Genomic DNA, 18,387 nt, shown 5'->3' on the forward strand with positions numbered 1-18,387 from the left:
ATATATAAATTGATTTAGTTGCAATATTGATGTTAAGGCAAATTATTAATTATTTATTTTTTGGATTATTGATATCTTCTTGCACTAATATATTTGAAAAAGAACATAGAATTTCAGATAAGTATTTTGTTTCAAAAGATCCTGCAGGAAATTTTTATTCTCTCGATTATAATCTATCAGACGGTAATGCCATTTTAAGAGTTGCTAACGTAAAAAGAGCGGGAGAGATTAAAGGGTTTATTATTGTAGAAACAGAGTATAATGAGTTTTATATTTTTAATAGTAAAAAAGATTCCATTTACTATAATAGCCCAGACATAATTGGCAATCCAAAAACTAATCGCGAGTATTTGAAATTTCTTGATTCCCTTAAAGTTGATGATTTTGAGTTTAAATTTTCCTTAGATAAATAGCTTAGAAATACTGATGAATTGGGCAACACTATATGGTATTTAATTAAACTATATTGCTAATCCCAAGGAAAATATTTTTGTTTAGGATTAGCAATATAGTTTATTATCACTTACATCTACAATCTAAATCAGTGCTTCCCACAACACTTCCAAAGTATGTAAAGCTTTTCGCCCTGTACCATCTTTTATTTGGTGGCGACAGCTAGTTCCTGGAGCCGCAATTATAACATGCTCAGGTTGTTTTCGAACAGTTGGGAATAAAACCAATTCGCCAATTTTCATGGATACTTCGTAGTGTTCCGTTTCGTAGCCAAACGAACCCGCCATACCGCAGCAACCTGAAGGAATAACTTCTACCTTGTAATTTTCCGGTAACGACAACATTTTCTGGGTAAATAATACCGATGATAATGCTTTCTGGTGACAATGCCCGTGCAGCTTTATCAAGCGCTTTTCTTTGGTAAATTGTTCTTTCGTAATGTTTCCTTTCGCAATTTCGGCCGCAAGAAACTCATCAATTAAGAAACTATTTTGGGCTAATTTCTGCGCACTGGTGTATTGATTATCCTCTACTAAATCCAAGTACTCATCCCGAAAAGTTAAAATAGCCGACGGTTCAATTCCAATTAATGGGGCATCTGCTGAAACTACTTTACTTAACTGAGATACGTTTTTAATCGCCAATTTCTTTGCTTCGCGCACTAACCCTTTCGACAAATACGTGCGGCCGCTTTCTTCGTGTTCCGGGATATGTACTTCGTAGCCTAATTGCTCCAGCAACTGCACGGCCTTCATGCCTATTTCGGCGTCGTTGAAGTTGGTAAATTCGTCACAAAAAAGATTGACTTTACCTTTAGATGCCTTAATCTGCGTATTCTGCCGTTGATGCTTCTTAAACCATTGCCGCAGGGTAGTTTTATGCAATAAAGGCAAAGGTCGGTCGGGGGCAAACCCTACTACTTTTTTGGCTAACTGCGAGGTAAATTTATTTGTAAAAACAAAGTTGTAGATACCTGGGGCTACCGAAGCCAGGTTATTTAAATTAGTGAAATTACCTACTAAACGGGTCCGGAGCGGGATGCCATTTGCATCGTAGTAATGCTGCAGAAACTCCGCTTTGAGCTTGGCTACATCTACGTTCGAAGGACACTCTGACTTGCAACCTTTGCAAGAAATGCAAAGCTCCATAGCTTCTTTGATTTCGTGGTGATCGAACCGGTTAGCCTTATCTGAACGGGTCAGAAACTCGCGCAACATGTTCGCGCGCCCGCGGGTAGTATCTTTTTCGTTGCGGGTAACCATATAACTTGGGCACATGGTGCCGCCGGTTAAATGCGTTTTCCGGCAATCGCCGGAACCGTTACATAATTCGGCGGCCCTTAAAATTCCTTGGGCATCTTTAAATTTAAACACAGTAGCTATTTCCGGATTTTCCTGCCCGGGCTCGTACCGCAGAAAAGTATCCATCGCCGGGGTATTTACAATTTTGCCGGGGTTAAAGATATTGTCCGGGTCCCAGGTGCGTTTTACCTCTTCCAGCAACTGATAATTATTCTCCCCTACCATCCATTTTATAAACTCGCCGCGTAACCGCCCATCGCCGTGTTCGCCGCTGAGCGAACCCCGGTATTTTTTAACCAAGCGGGCAATTTCTTCGGCAATAATCCTAAAAAGCTTGTTTCCGGCAGCCGTTTTTAAATTTAGGATGGGCCGCAAATGCAATTCTCCGGAACCGGCATGCGCATAATGCACGCAGAATAAATCGTGCTGTTTTAGAATTTGATTAAACTCGGTGATAAAATCCGGCAAATCCTGCACATCTACGGCTGTATCCTCAATTACTGCTACTGGTTTGGCATCACCCGGAATATTAGACAGTAATCCTAAACCAGCCTTCCGTAAGGTCCACACTTTTTTCGTATCCGGGCCGAGTACCAAGGGATAATGATAACCTAATCCTTGCGTTTTAAGATCAGCGGTTAAAGCAGCCGCTACTGTTTCTATTTCTACAGTACTATTTTTAGCAATTTCAACTACCAAAATGGCTCCCGGATCACCCTGCACGAAAAACCGGTTCTGGCTTTGTTCAATATTAGCTTTGGTGCATTCCAGCACGTAATGGTCCATGAGTTCGCTGGCGCTGGGCTGGTATTTTAAAGCGACTAAGTTGGCTCGTAAGGCTTCATCTACGCTATTACAATGAATACAAAGCAGGCCAATTTCCCGCGGTGGTAAGGGCACCACATTCAATTTTATCTCCGTTAGAAAAGCCAATGTTCCTTCAGAACCTGCAAGTAATTTACAAAAATTAAAAGCATCAGCTCCCGGGGTAAAAGGCTCGGTTTCTAAAAGTAAATCTACGGCGTAACCGGTATTGCGGCGTTCTACCGTTTTTTTTGGAAATTCATTACGAATTTCCTCTTGGGTATCCGGATGAGAAAGCATGGCTTTGGTTGCCTGATAAATCCGGGTTTCTAACGAACTAACAGCCGTTTCGCCTAAACATTTTGCTTCAAATTCGGCTGCGGATAATGGAGTAAACTCCGTTTCGGTGCCATCACTCAAAATAGCTTTTACCGATACTAAATGTTCCCGGGTACTGCGGTATACCACCGAGTTGGAGCCGCAAGAATTATTTCCGACCATACCCCCAATCATGGCCCGGTTGGCGGTAGAAGTTTCCGGCCCGAAGTACAAACCGTATGGCTTTAAAAACAAATTTAATTCATCCCGGATAACGCCCGGTTGTACCCGCACCCAACCTTCCTCTGGGTTAATCTCTAATATTTGAGTAAAGGTACGCGAGACATCTACCACAATACCACTCCCAACCACCTGACCGGCCAAGGACGTACCGGCTGTACGCGGAATAAGCGAGGTGCCTTCGCGGCGGGCAAATTGAATTAAAGTTTTTATATCTTCTTTATTTGCCGGAAAAGCTACTGCCAGCGGCATTTCCCGGTAAGCCGAAGCATCGGTGGCGTACAGCGTACGCATAGTAGAATCAAAATGGAGTTCGCCGGTTAACTGGCGGGCAAGTTGTTGTAATTTGTCTGTATTCATTTTTACAAAGGGCAAAGGCGCTAACACTGCTTAAGCTAAATACAATGCCCGGTTTAGAACGCTAATATATTGGCTAAAGAAACAACTTTGAAGTTAAACCTTTCTTTTTGGAAAATTTTAAATAAAATGGTTACCTTTTACTTTCCCCCTTAAATGAGTGATCACTTTAATTTTGGTATTCTTTTCCTATAAATCTTAGCTAAATCTTCTTTACCTTAACTCATTATACTAACCAGAAAAATCTCGAAATAAAAAACTGTAATTTTTAGATTTAGCATATGCACCTTACTCTTACAACCTGCACCATTCGATACTGGCAACTGGGAGATGAATTGGCTTTAGCTAAGCACGCGAATAATTACAATATTTGGATAAATCTGCGAAACTCGTTTCCCTACCCGTATACCTTGCAAGATGCGCAGAATTGGATAATATTAGCCAATGCAATTGAACCCGTAACTAACTTTGCCTTGGAGGTAAATGGTGAAGCAGTGGGTGGTATAGGCCTAGTTTTACAACCAGATGTATACAGTAAAAGTGCCGAAATTGGTTATTGGTTAAGCGAAATATACTGGAATCGGGGCATTGTTACGGAAGCATTAAAAGCCATGACAAAATACGGTTTTGAAATCTTAAAACTGGAACGGATGTACGCGGCAGTGTTCGATTGGAATTTAAAATCGGCCAGAGTACTGGAAAAGGCTGGCTACCATTTTGAAGGTAAACTACTTAAAAGCGTTTATAAAAACGGACAATTGATTGATTCGCTTCTCTATGCCACTACTAAGGAATAAACCAGCCCATAAAAAAAGCTGCTCTTAGTAAGCAGCTTTTGCAGTTATTCTTAATAAATCTGAAAGCAGATTACCGCAAATCAATTACTTTAACTCCCTTAAATTTCGATTTATCGAAGGCAAAGTAGTTGTTGTCTACGTTTGGATTAGGGGTAAAATCAGTAATGGTGTAAGTATACCGGTTACCGTTGTTGCGGAACATTTTCCAGCTTTTTAACGATTTGTCTTTTTTACTGATATTTAAACGAACTTTAAAAACCGGATCGTTTTTATCTTCCGGCGAAAGCTCTATTACATCGCACAATTCGCCGTCTTCTTTGGCCTCTTCTACGTACGCCGATTTATAACCTTTTTTATACATTGTAAAGATTTTATTCGGGGTCATGGCTTCATCATCCGGATCATTCTCCGAAATGTTGACTTCGTTTTCGGATTTAATGTACGTCCAAATGGTATTGCCATTATTTATAATTTCCTGATCTTCGGTTTTCAAGCGGAATTTATTGCCCATTACCGTAATTTCACCTTCCAGGTTTTCTTTGGCTTTACTGGTAGTATTTTCCAGAGTTTGATTAAAGTTAGCCCGAAAAGCTTTCATGGATTGGTATTTTTTACTCATGGCATCCAAAATCTGGCGAGCCTTTGGGTCTTGCGCCTGAGCAAACTGGTTTATGGTTAATGCTATAATAAATACGAATAAAGTTATTCTTTTCATAATTTTTTTGAAGGAAGTAACATTGGATATTTCTTATTTTTCCATTGTATTCAATAATTGTTCCAAACTGTATTCGTCCGGAATTAAAACATCCCGGGCTTTACTGCCCTCAAATGGCCCCACTACTCCAGCTGCCTCTAACTGGTCAATCAAACGGCCGGCCCGGTTATAACCTAATTTCAGGCGACGTTGCAGCAACGAAGTACTACCTTGCTGGTGCGTTACAATTATACGGGCCGCCTCTTCAAACAAAGAATCGCGGGTGCTTGGGTCAAAGTCGGCTTTGTCGTTGCCACTCTCATCCCCAAAGAATTCCGGTAGTAAATAAGCATCGTTATAGCCTTGCTGTTCCCCAATAAAATCGCAAATACGGTCTACTTCCGGTGTATCGACAAAAGCACACTGCAATCGGATTAAATCAGAACCCACCGAGAACAGCATATCACCCTGCCCTACTAACTGTTCGGCGCCACCGGTATCCAAGATAGTACGCGAATCAATTTTAGACGTAACTTTAAAAGAAATCCGGCACGGAAAGTTAGCTTTAATAATACCCGTAATTACGTTAACCGAAGGCCGCTGCGTAGCCACCACCAGGTGAATACCTATGGCCCGGGCTAATTGGGCTAACCGAGCAATGGGAGTTTCCACTTCTTTGCCGGCCGTCATCATTAAATCCGCTAACTCATCAATTACCAATACAATAAAAGGCATAAAGCGGTGACCCTTCTTTGGATTCAAGCGGCGCTCCACAAATTTTTGATTGTACTCTTTCAAGTTACGGCAACCGGCATCTTTGAGTAAATCGTAGCGCATGTCCATTTCCATGCACAACGAGTTAAGGGTATTAATAACTTTTTTCGTATCCGTAATAATAGGTTCGTCGCTGTCGGGCAATTTCGCTAAAAAGTGACGCTCAATTTTATTAAATAAGGACAATTCCACTTTCTTGGGGTCGACCAGCACAAACTTGAGTTGGCTCGGGTGCTTTTTGTAAATCAAGGAAGTAAGAATGGCGTTTAAACCCACCGACTTGCCCTGACCGGTCGCGCCCGCCATCAGTAAGTGCGGCATTTTGGCTAGATCAGTAATAAAAACTTCGTTGGTAATGGTTTTACCGAAAGCAATGGGCAAATCCATTTCGCTCTTTTGAAACTTTTCGGTAGAAAGAATAGACTTTATGGACACCATTTCTTTCTTTTTGTTCGGTACTTCAATCCCGATGGTACCTTTGCCCGGAATGGGCGCAATAATCCGAATACCTAAAGCAGCCAAACTCAAAGCTATATCATCCTCCAGATTTTTAATTTTAGAAATCCGTACTCCGGCATCGGGCACAATTTCGTAAAGGGTTACGGTAGGGCCAATGGTAGCTTTGATACTGGCAATACCAATAGCATAATTTCCCAGCGTTTCCACAATTTTATCTTTATTGGCCTCCAGTTCTTCTTTCGTAACCTGAATTTTACCTAAGTTATAGTCGTTCAGTAACTCAATATTGGGGTATTGGTAACGGGCCAGGTCCAAGGTAGGGTCGTAATTTGCCATTTCCTGGCCCAAAGGTTCCACGGGTAAATCGGTAATCTTAAATTCGGGGGCAGGAGCAGGTAAAGGAGTCGTCGCGCTTTTAATGGGTTCTTCCTCTTCCAAAAATAAATCTTCCTCCTCAAAAAGTTCATCTTCGTCGTAAGCCATGGGCTCAATATCCAAATGAATACCACCAGTTAAAGGTTTATTGGGAGAAATGGGATTGCTCGGACTTAGGAATATAGGCTCAACGGTAAAGCCAGGCGATTTAGCTATGGTTAATTCAACATTGGCCTTGTCCGTAAAAGAATTCTGACTTAAAACCATCTCTGGTTCTTCTTCCTCAATTTCTTCGGGCAATTCTGCCTGTTCAATATCAGCAGTAGGATTGGCATATTGGTTTATGCCCGATGAGTGTTGTTCGTAGGTATCCGCATTATAAGCATTTACCGCGGCTCGGTTATCGGATGGAGATAAAGTAGTGGCTTTATCAGAAGCTTTTTTAACTGACAAACTGGTGATATTAAAAAAGAAAACCACAAAAATTATCAACAGGAAAGCTAGTAGAAAAGCGGTACCTAAACCAATCAAGCTTTCGAACCAAAGGGCCGTTTCGTAGCCAATGCCGCCACTTAAATAAGACAAATCTTCGACCCGGTTCAAACGCAGCACAAGATACCCCAGCAGCAAACTACACCATAGCATGGCAAACGTACAAACGGTATAGGTATACGAAAGAGAGACTTGGGTGCGGCGAAACAAGATTTTATAGCCGCTAAAAAAGATAATGGGAATCAGAAAGAAAGAAGCAACGCCCAGCCACTTATAGATAAAATAGTTCGAGATCCAGGCGCCAAACAAACCCAGCCAGTTTTCTGATTCGAGGCCAGAATCTTTTAAATCACTGGTTTGCAGAGATTCTACTACACTTTGATCGGCCGGACCGGTAAATAAATAAGACACAAAAGCTATTAACAAGTACAGGGCGGCCAGCAGCAAAGTAAAGCCGATAAATAAATGAAAACGACGGTCCCGCAGAAACCCAAAGCTAATAAACTTAAATTTCGGAAAAGTTCTTCCCACTGAAGGGGCTTTAGCGGGTTTGGGAGCATTAAAGGAGCGGTTTACCGGCTCGTCACTGGCCTTGGGGCTATTTTTTGCTTTCGGCGCATTACCTGCTTCACGTTTGTAAGTATTCGTAGCCATGCTTTTATAGAAAACTCTAATTTACATTTTTATCTTAATTCGCCAGAACAAAATTTACCATTCCTCCCTTTTTATCTTCTGAGCAGAGCCTGGTTTATTTGCCGAACTAAACCGGGTCCTTCGTAAATAAAACCCGTGTACAATTGAATTAAATCGGCTCCGGCATCCAGTTTTTCCAAGGCGTCCGATGCGGTCATTATGCCTCCTACGCCAATCAGGCGAATATTTTGCGGTAAATGCTGCCGGAGGTAACGGATAATTTCGGTGGAACGCTGCGTAAGAGGTTTACCGCTTAACCCACCGGCTCCCATGGCGGAAACCTCTGCCTGACTCGTTAATAAGTTATTGCGACTAATGGTGGTGTTGGTAGCAATGAGGCCACTGAGCTGGGTAGTTATGGCAATTTGAATAATATCATCCAGTTGGTTTTGATTTAAATCCGGAGCAATTTTCAACAGCAATGGCTTGGCTTGAGGCTTGCTTTGGTTACGATTTTGCAGCTCCGACAGCAAATGCTGTAATGGTTCTTTATCTTGTAAAGCGCGCAAATCCGGAGTATTGGGAGAGCTCACATTTACGACAAAATAATCTACTACATCGTACAAGGCATCGAAACAATATAAATAATCTTTCAAAGCCTGCTCATTGGGAGTAACCTTGTTTTTGCCAATATTGCCGCCGATAATGGTAGTTCCTTTCCGGTTCCGCAACCGAGCCGCCGCCACTTCCACGCCCCGGTTATTAAACCCCATCCGGTTAATGATGGCCTGGTCTTTCGGCAACCGGAAAAGCCGGGGTTTGTCGTTTCCGGGTTGAGGCATGGGGGTTAAGGTACCTATCTCCAAAAAGCCAAAACCAAAAGTTTCGAATTCGTCGACCAACCGCGCATCTTTATCAAAACCAGCCGCTAAACCTACGGGATTCGGAAACTTTAACCCGAACACTTCACGTTCTAAAATGGGATGATCTACCCGGAATATCTTCTTTCCTAGTTCCGCGGCAAACGGCAATTTAAAGGCTGTTTTAATTCCCGAATACGAAAGGTCGTGAATTTGTTCCGGGTCGAATTGAAAAAGCAGCGGGCGAATAAATGGCTTGTACATTCGGTAAAGTTACGGCACTAAGCGCAAAAATGTAAGTACTGCTTTTACTTATTCCGTGGTTTCTTTAAACCTTTCATTTATTATCCTGAATTTTAATTAATTATACTTACCCTTAAAATTATAATAGATTGTACCTGTTGGCGGTCTTTTTTTCGTGGCTTATTTACTCGGCAGCTGCGCAGCTGGATCCAGGCGCGCCGGCTTATTATTCTATTGCTTGGCAGGATTTTGAAAAATTACCCGCTGCTCGGAAAACCATACCGTTAAAGCAACCCGATTACGCGTTATTAGATGCCGCTATATTTCAAGTTACCAATAAAATTCGCACTCAAGAAGGAAAACCGCTTTTGCAGTATTTACCCGCTTTACACCGATCAGCCACTTTTCACGCGCAGGCTATGATTGAGCTGGACTTTTACGATCATTATAATTTAAAGCAACTGGCTTATTTAACTCCGGATAAACGTATAACCGCATTCGGGGGCTTCTTCCATTATTCCGCGGAAAATATAGCCCAGTACGACATAATAAATACGGATTTGGAATACTGTCCTGTGCGGGAATCTAAAATGTATTTTAATTATTTGAACTGCGATACCCGAAAGCCATTTAAGCCTTATACCTACCTGGCCTACGCCGTAGCCGTAGTGGATGGTTGGCTGCATTCTCCGCCGCACCGCCAAAGCCTTTTAAGTATTCATTACCAATACATGGGCTGTGCCGCAAGAATTTCCAAAAATCCTTATCAGCAAAGACAGGTTCCTTTTGCCCGGATCGCCCAAAACTTCGGCGGTTATGGTCCTTCTAATTCTAATTAAGCTCCAACGAATGAAGCATTAACCTTAACTATCCATATAAATTTTAACTTTCCGGAGATTCTACTAGCAACCATTCAAAAACAAATTATAAAACTTTTTGCGAACTTTAAATTCTCCTTTAATAGGATCCTGATTTTTATTTTTGGGCTTCAACGGTGTAAGGACTAGTAGCGGTTTTTACTTCACCATTGTTTGAGGTAGTAGTAATTTCAATGACAAACTTCCCGATTTGATCGTTGGTGGAAAACAAAAAGTTAGCCGATCCGTTGGCATTGGTTTTAAGTACGGGGTTCCAGTAAACTAATGGCCGGAAATCGGGGGTGGTTGGTTCTGGTCGGTTAAATTGGGGGGCTACAATAGAAGGAGCCGTTCCGGTTACGGTAATATTATTATCGTGCAAAGCCGCCGGATTAAAATTGCGGTCTTTGGTGTACAAAGCAACAACCCCACCCGTACTTAATACGTCAAACGGCGCCAAGGCTGTAGAAGTATTGAATACATCAATTTTAACCAACTGGCTGGCTGGTAAATTTAAAATAGTTTCGACATCATAACTCGGAATACCATCTACCAGAAACAAAGGATAATTCGTGTAAAATCTTTTTAAAAGCCGGGCGTACAAGCGGGCGTGTACGCCATCCTTTCGCTTCACAATTTCAATAGCCGGAATTAACTCCCGAAATATTTCGGTTACGTTGCTAAACTTTTCGTAAGCCTGCAGGTCATAGCTGGTAGTTGGCTTTAATTTACTTTCTTCCAACTGACTCGGTTTCAGATCATTGCTTCGTCTAGCAACCTTCGCCTCGCTTTCGAGAGTAAAAGCTTGATTAATCCGGTTAAGAATTTTAAATTTTGTAATTAACTCCTGCTGGGCGAGGGTATACGCCTCCGCAGTATACGTTTGTGTCCAGGGTACGACACTTTGCGCAGAATCCGGAATAAATTCCAGGTTACGTAATTCAATCCCTTCCTGAATTGCCCGAAATACCAAGGGTTTAATACCTTCAAATGGATCCAACTCCACCTGAATTCTTCCGTCCTTATCGGAATAAACTACTTCGAGCTGATTGGAAGTGGGTACTATTAAATGAATTAAGCTATGCCCGATAGGCCTTTTATCCGTTACCGAAACGATTTTACCTTTTAAATTAAAAATATATTCTTCCGGAGCCGATGAACTGGCCGCTACAATTTTCTTAAGATTATAAGTGGGTAAGCTTTGGTACAAATTAAAACTTTCCGTAACCGGGTGATTTCCAGAAAAACTGAACGGAATAGAATCTAATTGTTCTAAAACCCGCACCGACACCAGTGAATTAGCCGGCTTAGCCGAAGAGTTTTCGGCCACAAGTGATACCTTTACTTCTTCGCGAAGGTTAAAAGTGTTTTTATTTAATTGTACTTGGTAAAGGCTTTTTACTGATTCATTAGGATAAAGCGAGTAATTAAAAAGAATTTCACCGGAACTTTGGGCTAGTACTAATTGAACCTGATTAGTGGTAATGGCTGCGGTGGGTACGGTAATTTTCCCGGTTAAATCAGAAAAATCTATCTCTTGAGAAAAAATAACCTGGTTGAAATCCGTGATTAAAAACCATCCTTTAGATTCATTTGGCTTTCCGGAAAGTTGCCAGTTTATTTCCCAGTTATTTTGATTTTTTACAACTTTTAAATTCTCATTACTGCCTGATTTTGCCCAATTACTCGTTTTATAAACCCCATCTGCTTGAGTGGTAGTATACACCCGGATAAGTTGCGAAGCCTCCCAACCAACCGGGCTAAAAGCCCGCAGAACATAATCGCCGCTTGTACCATTAGTTGGCAAGATTATATAGCTGATACTTAAACCGTCTTTTAATAAAACTTTTGTTGATTTCGGGTTAGGGGTATCTGGCGCCAGTAACTGCATCTCCACCAAATTTTCCGAAGTATTTGGATTGCTGCTCACCCGAAAATAAACGGTATCACCTACTTGGTAATACGGCTTATCGGTAATCAACACCAGTCTTTCGGAAGTACGCTCTTTTAAAAAAGTGTTTAATTTTTCGGGCAAAGTTTGAGCGGTAGTTGGTTTAGCTATTAACAGGCCCAGCCAAATTAAACTCGTGAACAAATAATTCTTGTAAATTTGGAACATGAAAGCAAATAAATTAAACTGGTTACCAAAAATCTGGTTTAATGGCGGTGCTGTTTTTAAGAACCCGGCAATCGTCGGCGTAAATAAAGCGGGGAATAGCAAACGGAACTTCTCCCCTATCAATGAAAAAGGCATCGGTGGTAACGGCTGAAGCACCAAAATAACCCAGCACCATTTCCTTTTCATCCTCCTCATTGTAAATATTACCCGGTACCGAGGCGGGCGGTGGATCTTGCACCGAGCCCACCCCCGTTACCTGAGAAGTAAGAATCCGCCAAAAATTATAAGCGGATTCCGTTAAGGAGTACTGCTTTACTCTTAAATGATACCTGAAATTAAAGTTCTCGGGTAAAATAGGAATTAAAGATATGGGCTGTTTTATTATTTTATTTCCGTTTATCAAAGCATCGTTTCTAACGGAAATATTTTGATGTCCTTCGGTTACCCAGCAAACCGCGCAGCAAGGCAGCGGATCGGGTACGGGCGTTCCTTTTACATCTTTGGTATGGTCCTGCGGTTGGGTGTGCACCTCGTAGGTTCCAACCCATCGCCACATGTAATAATTTTTTTCTTCGGCCGGGTCACTGGTATTGACAAAGGTTTGAAAGTTATATTCAATTATTTCGTCACCTTGGCTATCTACTTTCGGGCGCGCTCGTATCTCAGCGGCCAACCCGTCAACGGGGGTAGTGGCCAGCATTTTCTCGGGTTTAGATTTGTAGACCTTTTTTCCTTCGGTAATAATGGTGAGCGTATAGGTATTGCCTACTACTCCGGTAAAAGCTTGGGAAATGTAGTTGCCGGGAGCATTTTCGTAATAATCAAAACGGTTGTTATTCTGATCTTCAACATAAACGGTGGCATTTTTAAGGGGTTTAGGTATTACTCCAAGCTGCTGGGTATAAGGCTGAGAATAAGCTAATTTTATGGGAGCTTGGGTATTTTCGTTTGTAATTAATCCTTCTACAATTAATTGGTCGGGCTCTGGTTTTAAGCTCAGATTCACCGGATCAATGCAACTGGTTAAAGCCAATAAAACTAAAAAGTATTTCCAAACAGTAGGGTGCTGCATTTTTTAAAATTTAAAATCATATGTAACAGACGGAATTAGGGTACCAACCACGGCTAAACGATAAGGTTGAGGAGGCGCACCGTATATTTTCTTAAAAAACACGGAATAGGCATTTTTGCGAGCGTAAGCATTATACACGCTAAAATTCCAGGAGCCGGCCCATTTTTTCTTTTTCCGATAACCGGTTTGTACGCCAATAGACAAGTCGAGGCGGTGGTAATCCGGAATGCGGTATTGGTTACGCAAAGCATAGTTTGGTACCGAAAACACATCGTATTGGTAATAAGAAATAGGAGCTGAAATAGGCCGACCGGTACTGTAAGTAAAATTGGCGCCAAAATTTACCCGTTTATTAAACTGGTAATTACTCACCAGGTTTAACGTATGCGGTTTCTCGTAATTAGCCGGATAGTACTGGCCGTAATTAATCGTCTCTTCCGAGGTTTTTCCTTCTATCTGAAGTTGAATGCGGCTGTAAGTATAATTTACCCACCCCGATAAGCGTCCGGATTTTTTATTTACGGTAAACTCAGCCCCGTAAGCCCGTCCTTTTCCTTGCAGCAACTCCGTTTCTAAATTATTATTTAAATACAGAACCGCTCCGTTTTTGTAATCCAGAATATGCTGAATGTCTTTGTAATAAATTTCGGCGGAAGTTTCAAAAGTATTCTGAGCCAGATTTTGGAAAATGCCTAAACTAACCTGGTCGCCAATTTCGGGCTGAACGGAAGTGCTGCTGGTAGTCCAGGTATCAACGGGTGAAGCGGCGGCAGTATTCGACACTAAATGAATGTATTGCCGGATACGGTTGTAACCCGCTTTTATAGAGGAATTTTCCGTTAGCCGGAACCGCAAAGAAACTCGGGGTTCTAGTCCGCCGTAGGTCTTCATCACTTGCCCGGAACTGTATTGCAACGTATCCACTATTGTTTCTTCTTTTTGGGGCTGACCTTCGGCATAACTAAAAACCTGGCCGGGGCCTAAGTGCTGATAAACCGAAAACCGAACTCCCGCCATTATAGATAACCGCGGAGTTATGTTAAACTCATCGTTAATAAAAATGCCTCCTTCCCGGGCTCTTTTAGTCGCCAGAGTTATAGGAATAATTTGCGAGTAGCTGGAATTGGGTCTTATTTGGCCAGGAGAGAATAAATAATTATTTACCATAGCGCCAAATTGAAGCTCGTGCGGTCCGGTTAAATAGGTAAAAGTGGCTTTTAAACTTTGTTGCCGAATTCCGTTTTTGTAAACCGAAGCATTGTTTGGCTCGTCCACGTTAATCCGGAAATTATAATCGGAATAGACGGCCGCTACATCCAGAAAAAAACGATCGGTAAAGGTATGACCGTACAATAAACTCGCGGCCTGGTTTTGCCAACTGTAAATGGTATCCCGGGCAAAACCGAATTTATCCTGGCTGGAATAAGCCGTTAAGGTAATTTTATCTTTAGCCGACAATTTGTGGCTGATTTTGGCCGAAACATCGTAAAATGAAGCTCTACTTTGTCTCAGGTCCGAGTCGTGCATGCGGTTAAGAATCCAATTCGAATACGAACTACGGCCCGCTACTAAAACCGAGGTTTTATTTTTGATGATGGGCCCTTGCAAAGCCAAGCGGCCGGTTATCGGACCAATACCACCATTTCCCTCCCATTTTTCAAAATTTCCTTCTTTTTGCTTCACTTCCAGCACCGAAGAAATCCGGCCGCCGTACTGAGCCGGAATGCCGCCGCGGTACAAAGTAATATCTTGTAAAGCATCGGGATTAAAAACCGAGAAAAAGCCAAAGAGGTGCGAAGAATTAAAAATGGGGGCTTCATCCATTAAAATTAAATTTTGGTCGACGTTTCCCCCGCGTACGTTAAACCCGCTGGCCGCCTCCCCAATAGAGCTCACCCCTGGCATTAGTTTTAAGGTTTTAACCACATCTATCTCCCCCATAAAAGCCGGTAGTTTTTTTACCTGGCTCAAATCGAGCTTGGTTACCCCCGATTGAATGGCTGCCAGGTTATCAAGTTTGTTGGCTCTGCTTTTAATTTCGACCTCGGAAAGTTGAACCGCGGACTTAACTAAGGATTGGTTGTACGAGCCGTTGCTATACAAAGCAATAACTCGTTCGGCACTTTCGTACCCAATAGAACTAAAAGCAAGCGAATGATAACCGGTGGAAAGCACTAAAGAATAAAAGCCATTTTTATCCGTGGCTGTACCTATTCCCTGGTTTGTTTCTACCACGTTGGCGCCAATAATTGGCTCCCCGGATACACTATCTTTCAGGAAACCTTTTAAAGTATATTTTTTATTAACGCGGGCATACCGGCGATCGCCAATAACCACTTTATCGCTTTCAACTAATGCTTTATCTTCTTTCATTTCCGGAGGATTACTAGCTGTTGAAGAAACATCCGGTAAAATGACCACCGCCGTTGGGTGATAAATAATAAAATCTAGAGAGGTTCCTTGGAGAATTTGTTTCAAACCTTGTCTTAAGGAAACTAGGTTATTAGTAACGCTAACCACTTTCCCTTGCAGCCATTCCGGGCGATAAAAAAATTTTATTTTGTACTGCTCCTGAATAGCCGTTAAAACCTGAAGTAAGGGTTGGTTGGTAGCCGATACTGAAATAAATACAGTTGTATCCGGATGGGAAACTGTAGAAGGCGCCGCTGGTTGGGCTTGGATTCGCGGATGAAAAAAAAGTAAATAGCTAAAATATATAAAACAGCAGTAAACTTTCATCAAAGAAAAATAATTCGGACAGCAATTTTCGATAAATCTGATTATTACGCTGGCATTTTACTAATTTTTTTGTTAATAATAAGCAGTTACAAAAAATAATATAACCTTACCCAATATTAACTACGCGGATGAAAATCCTGGATAATCTGTTTTAAATAATCCCGGTCTAAATGGGTGTAAATTTCGGTAGTAGTAATCGACTCGTGACCCAGCATTTCCTGAACGGCCCGTAGATCGGCGCCACCTTCAATTAAGTGCGTAGCAAAGGAATGCCGGAAAGTATGCGGGCTAATAATCTTGTTCAGGCCAGCTTTTTGCGCTAAATTTTTTATAATGGTAAAAACCATCACCCGGGTAAGTGCGGCTCCCCGGCGGTTTAAAAAAACAAAATCTTCCTGTCCTTTTTTAATAGGTAAATGGCACCGGATTTCTTCGAGGTAAATTTTAACATATTTTAAAGCATCCCGACCAATGGGAACCAACCGTTCTTTGCTGCCTTTGCCGGTAACTCTTACAAAACCTAAATCGCGGTAAACATTACTCAACCGTAGCTCCACTAACTCTGATACCCGTAAACCGGAACTATACAAAGTTTCGAGCATGGCTTTATTACGGGTTCCCTCGGGGGTAGATACATTAATGGCCTCCAACAACTGGGTAATTTCTTCGTAACGGAGCGTATCGGGTAATTTACGGTCTAATTTTGGGGCTTCAATCGTTTCGGTAGGGTCAGCGGCCAGCAAATCTTCCATGATCAGAAACTTGTAAAAAGCCCGGATTCCGGAAAGGGTGCGGGCCTGCGAATGGGGCGTCATGCCGAGTTCATTCACCCATTTTAATAAAGCCTGCACATGCATGGATTGCACCTCTAATGGTCCCACCGAAAGATTATTGGCTTCCAGCGATTGCATTAACTTATTTACATCCCGCAGGTAAGCTTCTACCGAATTATCCGATAAAGATTTTTCGAGTTGCAGATACGCTTTAAATTGTTGCAGTCCCGTGCTCCAGTTCATAGTTCTATTTTACATAAAAAGACAAATAAGCAGTATAAGGAACAAAGAAACAAATCTACTTGCGGCCAGGCACTCCATTTTTAATCGGGTTGTAGGCAGCGGGACTAATTTTTTCTACCTTTGGCTTAGTAAAATAAACGGAATACAATTTTATGAAAATACTCATACTAAATGGTCCTAACCTGAACTTACTGGGTACCCGCGAAAAATCGGTGTACGGTAGCCGTTCTTTCGAAAATTACTTGGAGGAGTTAAAAAATGCCTTTCCGGACATGGATCTGGAGTATTACCAAAGTAACATGGAAGGCGAATTAATTAACAAGTTACACGAGGTAGGATTTAGCTATAAAGGTATTTTACTGAATGCGGGCGCTTATACGCATACTTCCATTGCTTTAGCCGATGCCATTGCGGCTATTGAATCGCCGGTGATTGAAGTGCATATTTCTAATGTGTACGCCCGCGAAGAGTTTCGGCATAAAAGTTATATTAGCAAGAACTGCAAAGGCTGTATTGTGGGCTTTGGCCTGGAAGGTTACCGACTTGGGTTAACTTATCTGCACAACTTGAAACCAAAAAAAGTCGGTTTCGAATACAAAACCACTTAAAAACACGTTGGTAAACTTAACTTCAGCTTTAACGAATCCTCTATTTTCTAAAGTACCATGCCCCTTACTCCCTTAAACTTTTACCCGGGTCCTTCTAAAGTGTACGACCAAGTTAAAGATTATTTAACTTTGGCCTTCGACGAAGGTATTTTGGGTATACAACACCGCAGCGAAAAATTCGTGGAGATTTCTAAAAATACCGTCACTCTCCTGAAAAAGAAGTTAAATATACCGCAGGATTACTATGTGTTTTTTACTTCTTCGGCTACCGAATGCTGGGAAATTTTAATTCAGAGCCTGGTTAAGCGTTGGAGTTATCATGTTTACAACGGAGCCTTTGGTCAGAAATGGCTGGAATATGCCCGAAAGCTGCGGCCGGACTCGACCGGAGTAGCATTTGATTTGAATGCCGAAATAAACGTGAATGATTTACCTATTCCGGCCCAAACCGAACTGATTTGCATCACTCAAAACGAAACTTCTAACGGTACCCAAATTAAAGAAAGTACGATATTAAACTTGTTTAACCGGTTCCCGGACCCACTTATTGCGGTAGATGCTACTTCTTCCATGGCTGGTATTAATTTAAAATACATTAAAGCCGATATATGGTACGCTTCGGTGCAAAAATGTTTTGGGTTGCCCGCCGGCATGGCCGTATTGGTTTGTTCGCCGCGCACCATTTTCCGGGCCAAACAAATAAACGAGCGGAATCATTATAATAGCCTTGTGCCCATGTACGAGAAAATGCTGAATTACCAAACCACGCACACTCCCAACGTATTAAATATTTATTTACTGCATAAAGTACTGGAACAGCGACCTTTGATTAAAGTAATAGATAAAGAATTAACAATGCGGGCGCAGCAATTATACGATTTTTTTCAGGAACAAATCAGCGAGGGGATAGCCTTACTCGTCGAGAACCCGGATGTGCGTTCCCATACCGTTCTGGCCTTAAAAAGCGATCCTAAAATGATAGAGGATATAAAGAAAAATGCCGCTCGGCACAATATTACCGTAGGTAATGGTTACGGAACCTGGGCCAAAAACACCTTCCGGATTGCTAATTTCCCAGCTATTGCGGATGAGGAATATGAAACCTTAAAAGAATTTTTTCTGAAATATTACGCTTAAATTTGTGGCTTCATGAAAAATCAGGCTCCACGGTTCATT

At 41.8% G+C, this 18,387-nt stretch carries 13 protein-coding genes; 5 read left to right on the plus strand and 8 right to left on the minus strand.

Annotated features, from left to right (window positions below; genetic code table 11):
• Positions 1 to 29 precede the first annotated feature (29 nt).
• Positions 30 to 413, plus strand: coding sequence for a hypothetical protein (locus AHMF7605_RS07260; protein WP_106927862.1), 384 nt, complete (start codon positions 30 to 32; stop codon positions 411 to 413).
• Between the two features lie 123 nt (positions 414 to 536).
• On the opposite strand, the gene AHMF7605_RS07265 is transcribed toward AHMF7605_RS07260, so the two are convergent.
• Positions 537 to 3,476, minus strand: a complete 2,940-nt coding sequence (locus tag AHMF7605_RS07265; protein ID WP_106933381.1) for an FAD-binding and (Fe-S)-binding domain-containing protein — start codon at positions 3,474 to 3,476, stop codon at positions 537 to 539.
• Positions 3,477 to 3,754: 278 nt separating this feature from the next.
• Between AHMF7605_RS07265 and AHMF7605_RS07270 the strand changes: the two genes are divergently transcribed.
• Positions 3,755 to 4,270, plus strand: coding sequence for a GNAT family N-acetyltransferase (locus AHMF7605_RS07270; RefSeq protein WP_106927864.1), 516 nt, complete (start codon positions 3,755 to 3,757; stop codon positions 4,268 to 4,270).
• A 70-nt stretch (positions 4,271 to 4,340) separates the two neighbouring features.
• On the opposite strand, the gene AHMF7605_RS07275 is transcribed toward AHMF7605_RS07270, so the two are convergent.
• The 3 genes from AHMF7605_RS07275 to AHMF7605_RS07285 all read right to left on the minus strand — a co-directional run bounded on the left by AHMF7605_RS07275 (position 4,341) and on the right by AHMF7605_RS07285 (position 8,821).
• The gene (locus tag AHMF7605_RS07275) at positions 4,341 to 4,985 is read right to left on the minus strand and encodes a LolA family protein (protein WP_106927866.1); all 645 of its coding nucleotides are present in this window, start codon (positions 4,983 to 4,985) and stop codon (positions 4,341 to 4,343) included.
• Between the two features lie 33 nt (positions 4,986 to 5,018).
• Positions 5,019 to 7,718 (minus strand): FtsK/SpoIIIE family DNA translocase, encoded by a 2,700-nt coding sequence (locus AHMF7605_RS07280; RefSeq protein ID WP_106927868.1) that lies wholly within the window; start codon positions 7,716 to 7,718, stop codon positions 5,019 to 5,021.
• 71 nt (positions 7,719 to 7,789) lie between these two features.
• A complete protein-coding gene (locus AHMF7605_RS07285; RefSeq protein ID WP_106927870.1) occupies positions 7,790 to 8,821 on the minus strand; it encodes a quinone-dependent dihydroorotate dehydrogenase in 1,032 nt (343 codons plus the stop codon).
• A gap of 128 nt (positions 8,822 to 8,949) precedes the next feature.
• Here AHMF7605_RS07285 and AHMF7605_RS07290 point away from each other — a divergent pair, with 128 nt between their 5' ends.
• Positions 8,950 to 9,639 (plus strand): CAP domain-containing protein, encoded by a 690-nt coding sequence (locus AHMF7605_RS07290; RefSeq protein WP_106927872.1) that lies wholly within the window; start codon positions 8,950 to 8,952, stop codon positions 9,637 to 9,639.
• A gap of 136 nt (positions 9,640 to 9,775) precedes the next feature.
• On the opposite strand, the gene AHMF7605_RS07295 is transcribed toward AHMF7605_RS07290, so the two are convergent.
• The 4 genes from AHMF7605_RS07295 to xerD form a co-directional block, all read right to left on the minus strand.
• Positions 9,776 to 11,776, minus strand: a complete 2,001-nt coding sequence (locus AHMF7605_RS07295) for a hypothetical protein (protein WP_106927874.1) — start codon at positions 11,774 to 11,776, stop codon at positions 9,776 to 9,778.
• Between the two features lie 22 nt (positions 11,777 to 11,798).
• The gene (locus AHMF7605_RS07300) at positions 11,799 to 12,848 is read right to left on the minus strand and encodes a DUF4249 domain-containing protein (protein ID WP_106927876.1); all 1,050 of its coding nucleotides are present in this window, start codon (positions 12,846 to 12,848) and stop codon (positions 11,799 to 11,801) included.
• A gap of 3 nt (positions 12,849 to 12,851) precedes the next feature.
• Positions 12,852 to 15,587 (minus strand): TonB-dependent receptor, encoded by a 2,736-nt coding sequence (locus AHMF7605_RS07305; protein ID WP_106927878.1) that lies wholly within the window; start codon positions 15,585 to 15,587, stop codon positions 12,852 to 12,854.
• Positions 15,588 to 15,703: 116 nt separating this feature from the next.
• Complete coding sequence (gene xerD / locus AHMF7605_RS07310; RefSeq protein WP_106927880.1) at positions 15,704 to 16,603, minus strand: site-specific tyrosine recombinase XerD; 900 nt, start codon at positions 16,601 to 16,603, stop codon at positions 15,704 to 15,706.
• A 152-nt stretch (positions 16,604 to 16,755) separates the two neighbouring features.
• On the opposite strand from xerD, the gene aroQ reads away from it, so the two are divergent.
• Together aroQ and AHMF7605_RS07320 are read left to right on the plus strand one after the other, a co-directional pair.
• Complete coding sequence (gene aroQ / locus AHMF7605_RS07315) at positions 16,756 to 17,211, plus strand: type II 3-dehydroquinate dehydratase (protein WP_106927882.1); 456 nt, start codon at positions 16,756 to 16,758, stop codon at positions 17,209 to 17,211.
• Between the two features lie 57 nt (positions 17,212 to 17,268).
• Positions 17,269 to 18,348, plus strand: coding sequence for an aminotransferase class V-fold PLP-dependent enzyme (locus AHMF7605_RS07320; RefSeq protein WP_106927884.1), 1,080 nt, complete (start codon positions 17,269 to 17,271; stop codon positions 18,346 to 18,348).
• The last annotated feature ends 39 nt before the right edge of the window (positions 18,349 to 18,387 follow it).

This window comes from Adhaeribacter arboris (assembly GCF_003023845.1).
Classification (GTDB): domain Bacteria; phylum Bacteroidota; class Bacteroidia; order Cytophagales; family Hymenobacteraceae; genus Adhaeribacter; species Adhaeribacter arboris.

Excerpts from the sequence above, each read along its gene's own strand:
- AHMF7605_RS07300 (WP_106927876.1), bottom strand. The coding sequence starts at position 12,848 with ATGCAGCACCCTACTGTTTGGAAATACTTTTTAGTTTTATTGGCTTTA.
- AHMF7605_RS07295 (WP_106927874.1), bottom strand. The coding sequence starts at position 11,776 with ATGTTCCAAATTTACAAGAATTATTTGTTCACGAGTTTAATTTGGCTG.
- AHMF7605_RS07275 (WP_106927866.1), bottom strand. The coding sequence starts at position 4,985 with ATGAAAAGAATAACTTTATTCGTATTTATTATAGCATTAACCATAAAC.
- AHMF7605_RS07260 (WP_106927862.1), top strand. The coding sequence starts at position 30 with ATGTTAAGGCAAATTATTAATTATTTATTTTTTGGATTATTGATATCT.
- AHMF7605_RS07265 (WP_106933381.1), bottom strand. The coding sequence starts at position 3,476 with ATGAATACAGACAAATTACAACAACTTGCCCGCCAGTTAACCGGCGAA.
- AHMF7605_RS07320 (WP_106927884.1), top strand. The coding sequence starts at position 17,269 with ATGCCCCTTACTCCCTTAAACTTTTACCCGGGTCCTTCTAAAGTGTAC.
- xerD (WP_106927880.1), bottom strand. The coding sequence starts at position 16,603 with ATGAACTGGAGCACGGGACTGCAACAATTTAAAGCGTATCTGCAACTC.
- AHMF7605_RS07285 (WP_106927870.1), bottom strand. The coding sequence starts at position 8,821 with ATGTACAAGCCATTTATTCGCCCGCTGCTTTTTCAATTCGACCCGGAA.
- aroQ (WP_106927882.1), top strand. The coding sequence starts at position 16,756 with ATGAAAATACTCATACTAAATGGTCCTAACCTGAACTTACTGGGTACC.
- AHMF7605_RS07305 (WP_106927878.1), bottom strand. The coding sequence starts at position 15,587 with ATGAAAGTTTACTGCTGTTTTATATATTTTAGCTATTTACTTTTTTTT.
- AHMF7605_RS07280 (WP_106927868.1), bottom strand. The coding sequence starts at position 7,718 with ATGGCTACGAATACTTACAAACGTGAAGCAGGTAATGCGCCGAAAGCA.
- AHMF7605_RS07270 (WP_106927864.1), top strand. The coding sequence starts at position 3,755 with ATGCACCTTACTCTTACAACCTGCACCATTCGATACTGGCAACTGGGA.